Annotated in this window: 2 protein-coding genes (1 of these 2 only partly in view); both read left to right on the forward strand. The window is 73.0% G+C overall.

Annotated elements, in window-relative coordinates:
• On the forward strand, positions 1-16,428 hold the end of the coding sequence (locus tag ACFZCY_RS06635) for a lonely Cys domain-containing protein (protein WP_391169930.1). Its footprint begins 44,949 nt before the window's first position; the window shows 16,428 of its 61,377 coding nt (coding positions 44,950-61,377); the start codon falls outside the window, past its left edge; its stop codon occupies positions 16,426-16,428.
• A 505-nt stretch (positions 16,429-16,933) separates the two neighbouring features.
• The gene (locus tag ACFZCY_RS06640; RefSeq protein WP_391169931.1) at positions 16,934-17,092 is read left to right on the forward strand and encodes a hypothetical protein; all 159 of its coding nucleotides are present in this window, start codon (positions 16,934-16,936) and stop codon (positions 17,090-17,092) included.
• The last annotated feature ends 79 nt before the right edge of the window (positions 17,093-17,171 follow it).

Genomic DNA, 17,171 nt, shown 5'->3' on the forward strand with positions numbered 1-17,171 from the left:
CCCGACGCGCTGGCGGCGTTCCACCTGGAGACGGCCGGAGCCTTCACACGGGCCGACCGGATGACGGACCCGCTCCTGGACGGGGCGCAGGCCGGGATCGACTGGTCCACCGATGGTGCGAAGATCAACAGCCTGGACACCTCCAGGATCCTGACGTCCGACGGCCTCGTCGACGCCCCGTGGGCCGATGAGGACGACGACAAGGACACCGATGTTGAGAACCGGTCGGTGCCCATCGTGGTGCGGGCGTCCTACGATCCGTCGGACCCGGACGCCCTGCGCCTGCGCTTCGGCAGCCAGACGCGGGTCTTCCGGGTGCCGTTCGCGGAGTTCGTGGAGCTGATGGCCTATCACCCCATGCTGGTGGACCGGGATCCCGATGACGTCCTGGTGCTGGACGTCCCCGGCCTGGGCGGCCCCCGCCTGCCGATCGCGTTGAGCAAGCGGCTGGGCCGCTCCGTGACGACCACCTACGCCACGACGGGGATCGCCCACCCCAGCGGGGCGCAGTACCCGGTGCTGTCCCTGTCCCCCTCGCCGCAGGTGGCGAAGCCGACGGCGGACAACTGGCGCTTCAGGAACGCGGTCGAACCCAAGACCCTCACGGACGCCCCGCCCCCGGTCCGGCCCGTGCCCAGCTCCACGTCCGCCCTGACCGTCCCCGGGACGCGCCCGCAGACGCCGCCCCCCAGCGAGGCGCCGCCCGTGGACGACGGTCCGGCCGGGCGGGACCCGGCCGACGCGGAGGCCGACGACGACGCCCCCGCCACCCCCGGGCCCTCCGCCCTCGTCACCGGCTTCGGCCGCGGCCACCGCGGGCTGCAGGGCTCGGTGCACGTCATGCCGTTCCCGGAGGAAACCCTCACCTGGCTGCACGCGCACCTGAGCCGGGCCGTACGGGCCGAGGCCGCGACCCAGCTGCCGCCCGGCGCGCTGGAGGCGCAGGACCCGGAGGACATCGCCGCCCTGGAGCGGGACATCGCCGCCCAGTACTCCGGCGACGAGGTGCTGGACGCCCTGCCGTACGTGCTGAGCGGCAAGGGAATGTCCCGCACGGTGACCTACCGGGGCCGCACGTACCAGGTGTCGGCGCGGCTGGAGCTGTTCGGCCACCGGCCCGCCCCCACGATGACCGAGGACACACCCGAGGGCCGCCGGGTGCACATCGAGGAGCGCAACCGGACCGCGGTCGACACCAGCGACACCAGCAGCACCGGGAACGTCCGGAGCCTGCCGCTCTCCTACGGCCGCACCTGGGCGGTCCACGACTCCAAGAACCCGGCGGTCGCCTCGCAGACCTTCACCCCGAAGCTGACGCTGACCCACAACCAGCAGGTCGTCACCATGACGGTCCCGGAGAACTACACCGCGATGTCCGCGCTGGCGTTCTCCTCGGAGCCCTCGCACGCCTACGACTACGGGATGAGCTGGCAGTTCACGGCCGTACCCGCCCCGGGCCCCACGGAGCCCACACCCCACGCCGAGGACGACTGGAGCGACGCCGAGACCTCGCCCGCCCGGCTCACCGCGTGGTTCCCGCACTACCTCACCCAGCACATGCCGCCGCGCCCGTTCGGCCCGGTGTCCCCGCACGACATCCCCGCGGACCCGCGGACCGTCACCGACGAGCTGCCGCTGCACCGGATGGACACCATCCACGACCCGTCCGAACTGCTCGACGCGTTCCTCGCCGCCCCGCAGCTGCGCCCGCATCTGCGCCGCATGTCGGACGAGTCCGCCGCCGCGCTGCGGGAGTTCCTGAACGAGAACAACCGGCGCTCGGGCCCGACGCTGATGCTGGCCGAGGCGTACCTCTCGCCGATCCTGCTGGACCACAGTGGTGAGCCGCTGGGCTATCTGGAGGTCTGGGCGCGGATCAACTCCTTCAGCCCCGACGTTCTGGCCAGGAGCAGCAACAAGCTGATCCTGGAGAACGACCTGCTGCACCTGGTCGGCGCCAAGACCGCGCTGACGGTCTCCAACGCCGAGCGGGCCGAGTTCACCGTCGCCACCACCTTCCAGGGCTCCGAAAGCCCGGACGGCAACTTCGTCTTCGGCGGCGGCTACAAGCACCAGCGGTCCCGCACCCTCAACTCCGGCGGCACGGCGTACGACTGGTACAGCCTGGTCAGCGAGAACCCGCACCTGCTGACGGACGCCGACATCACGTACTACGCCGCGCTCGTGCTCCCCAAGGGCGGCCGGACCGAGACCTTCGAGCTGCCCAGCCCCCAGGGGCAGTCCATGCGGGTGCCGACGCTGGCCGATGTGACCGGCGTTCCGGTGGAGCCCGGCCAGGAGCGCCACCTGCCGTCCGAGGTGGCGTCCCTGCGCGGTCTCCCGGTCGACGTCACCCCCCTGAAGGTCACCGGTACCGGGCCGCTCTTCGACAAGCTGGAGACCCTGCTGCGGAAAATGGGCTTCCTGGCGCCCTCCACGCCGCAGCGCCTGGACTGGCTGAACGACAGCGCGATCCTGATGGCGTGGCTCGCCAACGCCCGCAAGCTCCGCATCGCCCGCTCCCAGATCGGCCGGCGCGGCGGGCTGGGCGCGACCATGGACGGCGGCCACCCGCTCTATGTCGAGCTGCCCCTGGAGTACGGGGTCTGGCGGCTCGCCATCGACCTGTCCGTGGAGCCGACGGACGGCACGTCCCCGCACCACCGCAAGAACCTGCCGGGCTGGTCGCTGATGAACGCCAACGGCATGGGCGTCGCGGGCAGCGAGTCCAGCAGCTCCAGCCAGTCGCTGTTCGGCAACGTCTCCGCCGAGATCAGCGGCCCGGCCCCGCACCACTGGACGGTGGCGGGCGGCATCCCGTACAGCGTCTCCGCCACCCGCCAGATCACCGGCGACAGCTCGGGATCCGCCGCCGGGTACAGCCTCGACCTGCTCACCTATGCCCAGTCCGGGCTCGGGGTCTTCGACATCCCCGGCACCTTCACCATGAGGGTGTTCTCGGAGAACGGCGACACCCCGCTGGCGACGTTCGACACGGAGGACGGCATCGTCTCCCTCGCCGTGCCGCTGAGCCGTACCCTCGGCGCCCCGGCCGCCCCGCTGGGCCCGGTCACCATCCGCCGGGCGAACGCCGAGGACTTCCGCAAGGCGCGGATGACACCGGACGCGGGCGGCGACCGCCCGCAGGACGTGGTGCTGCTGCCCGGCCAGGCCCATGTCAACCTGGCGATCGGCAGCGGCGCGCTGATGTCGGCGTTCCGGCAGATGCTCAAGGGGATCGACCCGGCGGCCACCACGGCCGCCGAACCCGGCGCGCTCGCCCGGATCCTGCGGTGGGCCTCCTCCCAGGGCTCCGACCTCATCGACAGGCTGCCCTCGGCCATCACCGCCTTCGCCGAACCGGCCCACTGGCTCAAGGACATGACCGTCGGCAAGTCCATGACGGACGCCGAGAGCCCGGTCCAGCAGGTGCTGCGGGCCGCGTCGTCGTCGACCAGCCTGATCTCCCGTTCGCCGCAGATCTTCCGCGGCGTCTACGTCGTCGACGCCGACACCGCGGGCTCGCTGGTGGGCACCGAGCTCCAGGGCGAGATCCGCGGCTACCTGCACCACGCGGTCTACGAGGGGATGGGCCACCGCGGCGACAACCCCGACGCCGCCACCTACGCGGAGAACGACCTCACCAGCACCGACTCCTCCTGGCGCGGCACCACCTCCGGCCGCTCCGAGGCGGTCTCCACCAGCCTGACCGGCTCGCACACCGGTGAACACCCCGGCAGCGTGTCCGGCAGCGGCGGCCGGAACACCGCGGTGACCCAGAGCCGGACGGACACCGACGCCGCGTTCACCGACCGGGTCACCGCCGAGGCCCACGCCAAGGACCGGTTCCACGGTTTCCGGGTGGACGCCACGTACCTCGTCCTGCTGCGCAAGGGCCACCGCAACGCGGTCGCGAACGCGGTCGGCGTCGGCCCGCACAGCTCGGTGGCGTACGCCGTGACCGTTCCCGGCGGCGTGGTGTTCTGGGCCACCGAAACCCTGGTCCGGCAGGATCCGCAGCTGGCCCGGCTGGCCGGTCTGGAGCCGGCGCAGCTGCCCATGGACCGGCTGCTGCCGCGCTACTTCGCCCGCGCCGGCGGCCGGTCGCTGGGCTTCGCCACCGTGCCCGAGGCGCTGCCGGCCGGCCCGCTGGACGACTTCACCGAGGCGATCCGCGCCGGTGTCGAGGACGAGGCGCCCGGCTCGCTCATGCCGGGGGACGGCCGCCACGTCCGCGGGCTCGACGCGCGCATCGCGGAGGCCGGTGCCGTGACCGGCATGCGGTCGCTGGCGTCCGCGGGCGCAGGCCACTGGCGGCGCTTCCACTTCCCCTACCGGGGGCGCACCGGTCTGCACCTGGTGGAGGTGGCGCTCAACGCCCGCCCGGCACCGGGCACCGACCTGGCGGCGCTGCGCGGCGCGCTGCTGGCCTACTCGGGCCTGGAGAACATCAACTCCGCGTCGGCGAGCGCCCTCACCCTCACCGCCTCCCGCAGCACCGGGTTCACCCTCACCCTCGGCGGCACGGGCGGCTTCACGCTCACGCCGGGCACGGAGCGGACCGGCAGCGCCGGGGGCACGGCCTCCTTCACCTCCGCCGGCACCCGTGGCACCTCCCGCGTCGTCACCAGGAACCACCAGGAGTGGCCGCGCACCTTCCGGCCCGCCGCGCAGTTCCAGGTGCCGTACGAGTACCGGGTGGAGGTCACCTCGACCCGGCTGAACGACTCGGCGCTGGGCTTCCTGACCAACCGGGTCGTCTCGTTGGCGCAGTTGGCGGACGCCCTGCTCGACGGCGCGCTGTCGGCGGCCGACACCGCCGGGCTGACCCGCTGGATGGACCGGGCCCTCGGCCGCGACGGGACCGCCCGTACGCAGAATCCCCCGGCGCCCGCCCCCGCCCCGGCCCCCGGCACGCCCGCCACCGTGACGCTCCGCTTCCCCGGCAGCGAGGCCCCGCCGCGGCGCGAGGACGGCACCCCGGAACTGCCCGCCCCGCCCCCCGTGCTGATCACGCCGAACGTCCACCGGGCCGACCCCCGGCCCACCGCCGCCCCGGCGGGCGATCCGGAACGGGACCGGCTGTCCGGCACCGACCGGTGGACGCCGGTCAAGCCGATCACCGTCTACGACTTCGACGCGATGGACGAACTCGCCGACGCGCTGCGCGAGGTCGACCCGGAGCTGCGCGGCGAGGGCCTGCCCAAGACCTCCACCTCCGCCGAGAACACCATGCGCCGGATCGGTGACCTCATCCGGCGGGGCAAGATCGAGCTGACGCCCGCCCAGGCGTCCCGGTACACCGGCAAGCAGCCCTCCGGCGGCTCCGCCCGGATCGGACTCGCGCTGTACCGGCCGCAGATGGAGACCTCCAGCCACGAGGTGCTGTCCCAAGGGCTGCGCACCACCACCGCCACCCGCACGACCAGCGTGAACCGGACGCTCAGCCCGTCGGTGACCGCGCCGGTCAAGGGCGGGCTGACCGACGGCAACACCGACACCCTCGCCGGGACCGTGCCCGTAGCGGGGGAGAACACCGCCCTGGGCCAGGCCACCGGGAGCACCGGCCTGCGCCGCGAAGTCCTCAAGTACGGCTCGGCGGTCTCGGAGAACGCCGAGGGCGAGCCCGACGACAGCGGTGTGCTCGGCTACACCCTCACCGCCCACACCGTTCTGGAGGTCCGCGGCCCGAAGGGCACCCGCTGGGTCACCGGCAACGTGGTGCTGCGCCCCACCCTGGAGGATGTCCTGGGGCTCGGCATCACCCCGGCCCGCCCGTCGCAGGGGGTCTACGACGTCCCGGCCGCCCTGGCCGAACGGGACATCGACGACTGGCGGGCGCAGCGCCCCGAGACGATCGGCCTCCGGCTCGCCGAAAGCTTCGCCGGCCAGGACGCGCGGCCGCAGGTGTGGCTGGACGCGGGCGAGGTCACGGCCGACACCCGGCGGACACTGCTCGCCGTACGCCAGGCGCTGCTGGACGGCGTCGCGTCCGACGAGGCCCTGAACACCCGGGGGGTCACCCTCCCCGCCGACATCCGGCTCGCCCTGGAAGGGGCGGCCCGCGCCGCCGACGCCGCGCAGCGGCGCGTCGAACTCGTCCTGCGCACCCTCGGCGGCCCGGTCCACCTGCCCTTCACCCCCGGTCCGTTGCACGGCTGGGCCTCCGAGATGCCGGTGCCGTCGGTCGACGTGACCGAGCCGCCGCCGGAGACCGTGGTGACGTCCCCGCAGGACCCGGCGCCGGACCGCAGCGTCGGCGCCAGGCTGGTCACCCCCGTCGTGGCCCGTCCGGTGCTGACCCGGCGGCAGTTGGAGGGCGTGGCGGACCGGCTGGCGGCGACCATTCCGGCGGGCCCGCTGTCCGTCCAGCGGTGCCTGCGGCTGGTGGCCGCCCTCCGGGACGCGCTGCACCTGGGCGGGGTGCGCATCGCGGGCACGGTCGACGACTCGGCGACCCTGACCGGGCCGGACGCGGCGGCGACCGGCCTGGTGGCCGGGCCGGGCTGGCGGCCGGTGCGAAGCTGGGACGAGGTGGCGCGCGCGGTGGCGAACGCGGGGCCGGGCGCGGTGGCGCTCGTGCTGGGGCGGCGTCAGGGCGGTGCGCTGGGGCACGCATGGGCCGCGTACCACCTGGGCGGGCGGAACCGTGTGGTGGCGGTGGACCCGTCGGCCCGCGAGGGCCGCAGGGTGTCGGCGACCCCGCCGAACCTGGCACCCCTCGACGCCCGGGCCGTGGTGATCGACCGGTCGGGGCGGGTCCTGGAGGACGCCCTGCCCGGGTTCACCGAGTCGTCCTCCCTGGGCCACGCGCTGGTCGACCGGCCCGTCGAGCGCGAGTACGGCGCCCTCGGCCTGGAGGTCGAGGTGAGTCACATCCTCCTCATGAAGCCCGAGGAAGGGCCCCGGACGGTGGCCACCGGCCCCGGCGTCCGGATCGTCATGGATGCCAAGGGATTCTGGCGGAACGCCGACACCGGGCAGATCAGCATGGAGCCGCCCGCGGAGCCGGAGGGTGCGCTGGGCACCGCCCCGGAGGACTACTTCTTCGCGCGGATCGTCGCCGATCCCACGGCAGCCCCCGCCGGAATGCCGGTGCTGTCACCGCAGGAGGCGCTGGCCCGGTTCCAGACGGCCCTGCGCGACCTGGGCACGCACGACTTCGACAATCCCGTCAAACTGACGGACTTCCTGGACGGCCTCCCGGGCTGGGAGGCCACCGAGTCCGGATCGTCGATGAAACTCGCCCCCCAGCTTCCGGACCATCCCGGTCTTCTCGTCCTCAAGGAGGGCACCGGGGCGGAGCTCCTGGCCTACGGGCCCGGCATCTCCCTCTTCACCGACAGCATGACGTACTGGCGCGACCCCGCCACCGGGAACCTGCTGGAGCAGAAGCCCCAGGTGCCGCCGGAAGCGCCGCAGCCCGTCGCGGAGAAGCACTACATCGCGGAGTTCGTCCTCGACCCGATGGCCGTGCTCAGGGGAGAGGACAGGCAGTCCACCGAGGAGGCGCTGGCCCGGCTCGACCTGGCCATGCACGCGCTGGACCGTACGAACGAGCGTGGCTTCACACCCCTCGCGGACCTTCTGGCGGACCTCCAGGGATGGGAGATCACCGAGGCCGGCCGGCGGACCGTCGTCGCCCCCCACACGCCGGACCACCGCCACCGCGCGTACACCCAGCTCACACCGGGCCTTCCCACCATCGGCCTCAGGACGCTCCAGGAGTCCGCCGTGAGGAGACTGTCGATGGAGGTCTTCCGGCCGGTGGCCACCACGGCGAGGAGCTTCGGGCAGCTCATGGCCACGGACTACCTGCGTGACGTCATGGGCGGCGGCGTGCCCTCGGACTACTTCCCGTTCCTTCCGTTCCTCTCGGCCATTCCGGAGGTCGACGAGATCTGGGGATACGGGGGACTGCTGTTCAGCCATGTCGCCGCGCGGCCGGCCGCCGACATGTGGCCACCGCCGGGGATGCTGATCAAGAACCTGCTGGCGGTGGCGGGCCGGCATCCGTTCGACCGCGTGCTGCGGGCCCTGCGGCCGCGCACACGGGAATTCCTCGACGGTCACCACGAGGAGATCACCCAGCTCTTCACCGAGGCGCTGACCTCACTCCTGCACACCTACCAGGAGTATTTCCGCCAGCCGGTCGAGGACGGGGTCTTCGACACCCCGGAGGACAACGCCCCCGCGCCCCGCGAGCACCTGACCGCCGCCTTGACCGGGCGCACCTCCGAGGGGAAGACCGTCGGCCAGTACCAGACCGTCGGCATGGAGGACTACCGGGTCCTGGACACCGACGAAGGCCGCCTGGCGGTCGCGCTGCTCCTGGACGAGCTGCGGCACTACGGGTTCGGCAACCAGTTCATGACCAGGGAGGAGATACGGCGGGCCGTCGTCGAAGTGTCGGCGCTGATCCGGAAGTCCTACCAGCGGGCGCTGAGGCACTCGGCTCCGCTCTCCCCCGAGGTGCTGCGTCTCGCCGTCACGAGCATCCTGAACAACCCCGTGGTGCGGGCGTTCCTTCCCTTCCTGCGACTGGCCCGGGCGGGTGTGCCGCAGGCCGGCGCCCCGCCCCGGAAGCTGATGCCCGAGTTCGAGATCCAGGTCGCCGCGGAGGGACTGGGCTCCTACGCCCTGGGAGACCCGCTCACGGCCGACGCACACCGGTGGCTGCGGGACCTGGTCCGCGCGGCGGCCGATCTCCTCGGCCAGGTGCCCCCGGGGGAGCAGGCGCAGGTGCGGCAGATCGTCGAGGGCGCGTGGCAGGCCCTGCACATCGTCGCCGATCCCTCCCGGACGCCCCCGGTGGTGTCCATGGCCCCGGAGGTCACCGCTGTGGACGGCACCCGGGTGCCGGTGGGTCAGGTGGCGGGGGTGAAGCACCGGGACCAGGAGGGGAAGCCGGTGGCGTTCTCCTCCCGCCCGGCCTGGGACCGGGACGGCCGGGAGAACACCTACGGTCTGCTGTCTCAGGTGCGTCAGTTCACGTATGAGCTCCCGTCCCAGGCGTACCAGACGCCGAGCGGGGTGGTCGTGCCGGAGAGTGACCCGATGCCGCTGCCCTTCGCCAAGGCGTATCTCGTGGACATCGGGGGCGACGGCGCGCTGGCCGAGCTGGGGATGCGGGACGGTTCGGGCAAGGTGTTCGAGTACGCCCGGGTCGTGGACTTCCTCTATGCCGCCGATCCCGATCTGGTCGCCTTGGACGCGGAGACGGCGGTCGTCGTGACGGGTGCGGATGTGGCGGGTCCGTCGCCGTACGATCCGCTGGAGCGGCCGATCGCGGGCCAGGTGCTGGCCAACTGGGCCGGCTGGGTGTGGACCACGGGCAGTGGGCGACGGCCGGGCATCGTTCCCGGCGACGGCCGCTTGGGGCCGCGGTTCCAGCTGGCGGAGGACGACTGGTGGGTGGGGTTCCGTCCCGAGCCGTCGTCCGCGGAGCGGGCCCGGCTGGCCGAGCGGGTGACGGGTGACCGGGGGCGCGCCGGGGACGTGCTGCGGTGGGTGCGGGCGATCCGGCTGGTCTACGGGCCGATGATGGAGGACGACACCGCGGCGTTCGAGGCGCTGCTGCACGGTTTCCGGGCGCTGGACGAGCAGCGGGCGGCGCGCGGCGACTCCTCCCCGCTGACGTGGCGGGGCCTGCGGCAGGAGATCGAGGCGTACTTCGCCGGGCTCGGAGCGGAAACGCCTCCGCTGCCGCAGGCGCTGCCGTTCGCCATGGTCTCGGCGGCCGGCTCCCTCGGGAGGGCCCTGGAGCTGTCCGGGTTCGACCTGACCCAGCGGTATGTCAGCGTGCGCGCCTGGGAGCCGGCCCCCGGCCCGTACGGGATGCCGGTGCCCGGTCAGGGGTTCGCACTGTCCGCCCAGGGCCCGGGCGGTCTCACCGTGCAGGGCTGGGTGAGCTCCGAACCGGCCTCCTTCGCGGACGCGGCGCCCGCCACCCCGGCGCCGCAGGGCACCACGACGACCACGCCCACGGCCCCGTACGACGCGGAGGCGCACATCGACGCGCTCATGCGGGCGATCTACGGGCAGCAGCCGCCCCCGGGGGCGCGGGAGGCGCTGCGGCGGCTGAACGCGTTGCGGACGGGCGTCCCCGCGCTGCGCGGCGGGCCGCTGAACCTGGACGCGCTCGTGCGGCACGTACTCATGCTGGCCCCGAACACGCCGGTGACCATGGACGACCGCCGTGAGCTGATGGCGGTCGCGATGGACCCCGCCATGGTGGACGCCCGCGGCCTGGCGCGGCTCTCCGCCTACTACCTGAAGCTGAACGGCGCGCTGTCCGACGACTTCCGCTTCACCACCTCAGCCGGTGCACAGGGCTTGAACTGGACCGACACGCCCCTGGACCCCCAACTCGACCTGAGCAGCGTCACCGAGTACGTCCGGCAGCCGGACGGCCGCCGCACTCCGGTGAAGCAGCCGGGCCCCGCACCGTGGGGCACCGGGCCCTACACGGTGGTGGCCGATGGCTCGGCGCTGACGGTCGAGGTGCGTGGCACGGGCGGCTTCCAACGTGACGCCCCGAAGGATGTCGTGGCCGAACTGCTCGCCCTCGACGAGGTACTGAGCGCCCTGCCGAGCGACGTTCCCGTGCTGATGGCCATTCCCATGGCCGCCATCGTCAGCCTCGCGCTGACGCAGGACAGCGCCGACCTGCTGAGCCGGAACGTGTGGTCATCGAGCGGTTTCGTCGTGGTGGCGGCGGTCATCGGCAACGACGTGTCCCCGGACCGGGGACTCGCCGGAGGCTGGCTGCTCAGCGAACCGGACCCGGCGCCGAGGAACGACCACGAGGCCGAGGCCTGGGAGCGCCATGTGCTCTCCCTGCCCTTCATCGGCCCCGACCACCGGTCGGCCGGTCACATGTCCGTCCCGCTCAACGAGCCCCCCGAGACGCTGCGGAACAGGACCCAGATGCTGCTGGACCTGCCGACGGCGACACACCTCCTCTACTACGACATAGCGACCGGAACGGTCAGCGGGCCGCGACCACTGCCGTGGGTGACGGCGAACGAGCCCACCCCGTATTTCGAGGCCAAGCACGGCAATCCGGGCGTGTCCGAGTGGTCTCTGACCGACACCGGGGCCGGCCGCATGGGCGTCCTGCAAACGCGCGGGCAGCGGACGTCCGGTGCGCTGAAGCGGCGGCGGAGCCTGGGCCGGCGGTCCGGCAAGTCCCCCATCGTGCGGATGGTGTGCTTCAGCGCACTGCCCGAGGGCCTCGGTTTCACCGGTGCGTTCGGCCCTCTCCCCTACGTACCCGATCCGCTGGCGGACGTTTCCGAGAGCCAGCGGATCGCCACCGAGAACGACCGTCCGGTCTACACCTTCGTCCACAGGGCGTACGGGAACACCACAGTGCCCACGGGGAGGTTCATCGCCGCGGGCACCGATGTCCGGGGCCGCGTCTACGTCCCGGAAGTGCGGATGCCGGAGCCGACCGGGGCCGCGCTGGAGACCCGGGCCCGGGACGCCGGGCTGCACACGGGGCCGGGTCCGCTGCCGGAGGAGACCAAGGTCCGCACGGAGCGCCTGGTGCGGCTGCTGCGGAACTGGTTCGGTGACCGGATCGACTGGGCGCCGGAGTACCCGGTGCTGTGGCGGGGCGCCGGCGCGCTCGACGCGATGCTGCGCAACGACCCCCGGCTGGACCGGGTACCGCTGTTCACCGTGGAGCTGTTCAAGCGCCTGTTGGCGGGGTTCCGGGCGCAGCAGCCGGCCGGTGCGCAGCTCGCCGGTAAGGCCCTCGGCGAAGCCATGCTGAAGCGGGCGGGCGAGCGGTGGGCCCAGGACCCGGGGCTCGCCCTCACCGACTTCGTCCCGCTGCCGGTGGTCACCGCCGCCGCGGCCACCATGGCGCTCCCCGACTTCGACGTCCTCACCGCTCACACCCTCCAGCTGAATCCAGGTCAGGTGGGGGACGCGGAGCGGTCGCGGATGCTGTGGGCCGAGGTCAAGGCCCAGGAGATGCTGCAGCTGATGTGGCAGCACGGCGGTGGCCAGGAGGTGGACAGGGTCGCGGCCATTTTCCTGCACCTGCCGGCACCGGATCCCGCGCGGCGTACGGAACTGACCCGGCTGCTCAGGAACGCGGCGGTCCACGGCCGCGACCTCAGTCAGGTGAGGGAAGTGGCCGAGTTCCACCTGGAATCCCGCGGCGCACTGGCCCCCGGCACGCTCATGGCCGCCACCGGCGGCGTGGCGATCGGCCGTGACCACACCGGCAATCCGGCCGGGCCCGTCGACTTCGACCCGGCCAAGGTCACCTTGCTGCGTCGTGAGCCCGACGGGACGCTCGTACCGGACTCCACGGTCCAGGCGCCCTGGTACGACCCGCAGAAACCGAACTCACCCTCGCCCTGGCTGTTCCGGGCCGACCAGCGAGGCGGCAGGGCCGTCATCGGCGCCCCGGCGCAGCACCCCGAGATCGGCGAGCTGAACTACCGCGACCCCGCCCTGGGCCGGATCCCCCTGGAAGTCCCGGTCATCATGCTCATCGAGGGGGCACGGCCCGGCCCCGGCCAGCCGGTGGGGACGAGCCTGCCGGGCCAGAACGCCCTGCTGTCGGGCCGCACCACCTACGCCGCGTACGGCAGGCCGACGCTCTACACCGACCCGGCGACCGGGAAGACCACGGTGGCCCTGGAGCCGGACGTCTCGGGTCGGCCGCGCCCCGTGACCGACCTCGGTGTGGTGCGCCCGGGTGATGTGCGGGGGGCGTTCGGAGGCCCCAAGCCCAACCCGCCGGCCCCCGCACCCACGGCACCCCAGGTGCCCGCCGCGACGTTCGCGGGCACTCTCGAAGCGCCCGGCCCCTCCGCCCCGGTGACGCTGAGCCGGACGGCCGGCACCAGGCCGACCACCCCGGCCGTGCCCCGTCCGGTGCTGACCCGCCGCCGGCTGGAAGAGGTGGCGGACCGCGTGGCGGCGACCATTCCGGCGGGGGGGATGCCGGTCCGGCGGTGTCTGCGGCTGGCGGCCGTTCTCCGGAGGGCGCTGTATCCGGGTGGCGTGCGTATCGCGGGTTCGGCGGACGATTCGGTGACCCTCCCGGGTCCGGACTCCGCGGCGGCGGGTCTGGTGGCCGGGCCGGGCTGGCGTCCGGTGCGGTCGTGGGACGTGGTGGAGCGCGCGGTGGCGGACGCCGGGCCGGGCGCGGTGGCCTTTGTGCTGGCGCGGCGTCAGGGTGGTGCGCTGGGGCATGTGTGGGCCGCGTACCACCTGGGCGGGCGTGGTGGTGTGGTGGCGGTGGACCCGTCGGCCCCGGAGGGCCGCCGGGTGTCGGCGGCCCCACCGGACATGGCGGCCGTCGAGGCCCAGGTGTTGGTGATCGACCGGTCGGGGCGGGTCCTGGAGAACGCGCTGCCCGGGTTCACCGAGTCGTCCTCCCTGGGCCACGCGCTGGTCGACCGGCCCGTCGAGCACGAGTACGGCGCCGTGGGCCTGGAGGTCGAGGACCGCCACATCCTCTTGATCAAGGAAGAGCAAGGGCCCAGGACCCTGGCCACCGGCCCCGGCGTCCGGTTCGTCACCGACCCCGACAGATTCTGGCGCGACCCCGACACCGGGCAATTCCACATGGAGCGGCCCCAGGTGCCACCGGGGACGCCGCCACCCGCCCTGGAGGACTACTTCTTCGGGCGCATCGTCGCCGATCCGACGGCCGGACCCGCCGGGATGCCGGGGCAGTCCCCTGAGGAGGCGCTGGCGCGGCTCGAGTCCGCCCGGCGGAGCCTGGGAACACCGGAGTCCAACGACCTCATACGGCTCACGGACCTGCTGGCGGGCCTCGCGGGCTGGGAGGTCGCCGAGTCCGGCCGGCCGATGAGGCTCGCCCCCGGCCTTCCTGACCATCCCGGGCGTCTCGTGCTGAGGGAAATGCCAGGTTCGCGACTCCTGGCCTCCGGCCCCGGCATCAAACTCGTCACCGACACCATGACGTTCTGGCGCGACCCCGCCACCCGTCGTCTCCTGGAGACGGAGCCTCTGGCGGCACCGGGAGCGCCTCGGCCTGTCTCGGAGCAGTACCACATCGTGGAGTTCGTCCTCGATCCGATGGCCGCACTGGGGGAAGAGGACAGGCACTCGCCGGAGGAGGCGATGGCCGCGCTCGACCTGGTCCGGGACAGGCTGGACAGCACGGACGGGAATGAGGCCGCAGTACCGCTCGCGGACCTGCTGGCGGGCCTCGCGGGCTGGGAGGTCACCGGGGCCGGCCGGCGGACCCTCCTCGTTTCCCACCTGCCGGATCACGATCACCGCTCGTACACGCAGCCCACCGTGGGTTTCCCGACCATTGGTCTCAGGGGGCTCCAGGACCTCGCGATACTGCGGCTGTCGATGGGTCCGGCCAACCCGGTGATCAGTGGGGGAAGAGACTTCGGGCGGATGATCGCCGCGAGTTATCTGCGGTACGTCATGGGCGCCGGTGTCCCGGCCGACTACCTCCCGCTCCTTCCGTTCCTCTCGGTCATCCCGGAGGTCGACGAGATCTGGGGGCACGGGGGAGAGGCGTTCGCCCATGTCGCCGCGAGGCCCGCGTCCCGGATGTGGCCACCGGGGTCGGAGCCGCTGATCAAGAACCTGCTGGCGGTGGCGGGCCGGCATCCGTTCGACCGCGTGCTGCGGGCCCTGCGGCCCGGTACGCGGGAATTCCTCGACGGACACCACGACCAGATCACCCAGGTCTTCAACCAGGGACTGACATCGCTTCTGGGCTTCTACCAGAAGGCGTTCGGACTCCCGGTCGAGGACGGGGTCTTCGACACCCCGGAGGACAACGCCCCCGCGCCCCGCGAGCACTTGACCGCCACCTTGACCGGGCGCACCTCCGAGGGGAAGACCGTCGGCCAGTACGAGAGCGTCGGCATGAAGGACTACCGGGTCCTGGACACCGGCGAAGGCCGCCTGGCGGTCGCGCTGACCCTGAAGGAGCTGCGGCACTACGGGTTCGGCAACCAGAACATGACCAGGGAGGAGGGACGGCGCGCCGTCACCGAACTGGTGGAGCTGAGCCGGGAGGCATATGAGCGGGCGCTGAGGCACGTGGCTCCGCTTTCGCCCGAGGTGCTGCGTCTCGCCGTCACGAGCATCCGGGACAACCCCGTGGTGCGGGCGTTCCTTCCCTTCCTGCGACTGGCCCAGGCGGGTGTGCCGCAGGCCGGCGGCCCGCCCCGGAAGCTGCTGACGGTGTCCGAGGCCCAGGCGCCCGCTCAGGCGCTGGGCTTCTACGCCCTGGGGACCCCGCTGACCGCCGACGCACACCGCTCGCTGGGGGACGTGGTCCGCGCGGCGGCCGGACTCCTCGGCCAGGTGCCCCCGGGGGAGCAGGCGCAGGTGCGGCAGATCGTCGAGGGCGCGTGGCAGGCCCTGCACATCGTCGCCGATCCCTCCCGGACGCCCCCGGTGGTGTCCATGGCCCCGGAGGTCACCGCTGTGGACGGCACGCGGGTGCCGGTGGGTCAGGTGGCGGGGGTGAGGCACCGGGACCAGGAGGGGAAGCCGGTGGCGTTCTCCTCCCGCCCGGCCTGGGACCGGGACGGCCGGGAGAACACCTACGGTCTGCTGTCTCAGGTGCGTCAGTTCACGTATGAGCTCCCGTCCCAGGCGTACCAGACGCCGAGCGGGGTGGTCGTGCCGGAGAGTGACCCGATGCCGCTGCCCTTCGCCAAGGCGTATCTCGTGGACATCGGGGGCGACGGTGCGCTGGCCGAGCTGGGGATGCGGGACGGTTCGGGCAAGGTGTTCGAGTACGCCCGGGTCGTGGACTTCCTCTATGCCGCCGACCCGGATCTGGTCGCTTTGGATGCGGAGACGGCGGTCGTCGTGACGGGTGCGGATGTGGCGGGTCCGTCGCCGTACGATCCGCTGGAGCGGCCGATCGCGGGCCAGGTGCTGGCCAACTGGGCCGGCTGGGTGTGGACCACGGGCAGTGGGCGACGGCCGGGCATCGTTCCCGGCGATGGCCGCTTGGGGCCGCGGTTCCAGCTGGCGGAGGACGACTGGTGGGTGGGGTTCCGTCCCGAGCCGTCGTCCGCGGAGCGGGCCCGGCTGGCCGAGCGGGTGACGGGTGACCGGGGGCGCGCCGGGGACGTGCTGCGGTGGGTGCGGGCGATCCGGCTGGTCTACGGGCCGATGCTGGAGGACGACACCGCGGCGTTCGAGGCGCTGCTGCACGGTTTCCGGGCGCTGGACGAGCAGCGGGCGGCGCGTGGCGACTCCTCCCCGCTGACGTGGCGGGGCCTGCGGCAGGAGATCGAGGCCTACTTCGCCGCGTCCGTGCTCGGGGCCGAGCCGCCACCGCTTGCGCAGGCGCTGCCGTTCGTCCTGGTCTCGGCGGCCGGATCGCTCGGGGAGGTCCTGGAGCTGTCCGGGTTCGCCCTGACCCAGCGGCACGTGGCCCTGCGGGCGTGAGAGCCGTACTCACGGCCCCGTACGACGCGGAGGCGCACTTCGACGAGACCCTGCGGGACCTGTTCGGGCAGCAGTCGCCGCCGGTTCCCGCGCTGCGTGGCGGGCCGCTGGATCTGGACGCGCCCCACCCTGGGGCTGGAGTTCGCGAAGGCCATGGGCGCCAACCCCGCCCTGTCGCGGGGCGCCACCGCCGCCGAGCCGAGGCCGGAGGCCATCGAGCAACTGACCAAGCTCGAGGGGTGGCTGGGGCAGGTCCCCACGGTGACGTCCGGCCTCAGGCGGGCCGCCGCGAACGCCACCCCCAGGGCCAGGCGGCCGCTCGCGCGGACCCTTTCCGGGCTTCGGGGGAGATGGACGCGTTTCTCGCGGAGGAAGCCGACGTGTTCGCGGTCTCCCCGAAGTCGAAGCGGCGACGGCCGCGTACGAGGCGGCGCTGTGGGAGGCCGGGAACCGGCTGGGAGGGATGTGACCGGACGGAACCGTAATCTCAAGAACCCCTCAGCTGGTGGACGAGAGACTGCCCGACCATGTGATGATGCGGGTACCCGATCTCCTCGATCGCTTGTCCGAGGATCGGGAACTGGTGTTCCTCAGCTCCTCCGCCCCGGTGGCCCAGCTCGTACCGGTGAGCGAGTTGCGGGTGAGCCGGGCGGGATGGGCGTGAGGCGCCTCGGGGGACGGAGCGGGCACACCGGGCAACCCCGCACGGGTGCGCCCACATCATCGACCATGCCCAGCATTTC

The sequence above is a fragment of the Streptomyces sp. NPDC007983 genome, assembly GCF_042958345.1.
Lineage (GTDB): Bacteria > Actinomycetota > Actinomycetes > Streptomycetales > Streptomycetaceae > Streptomyces.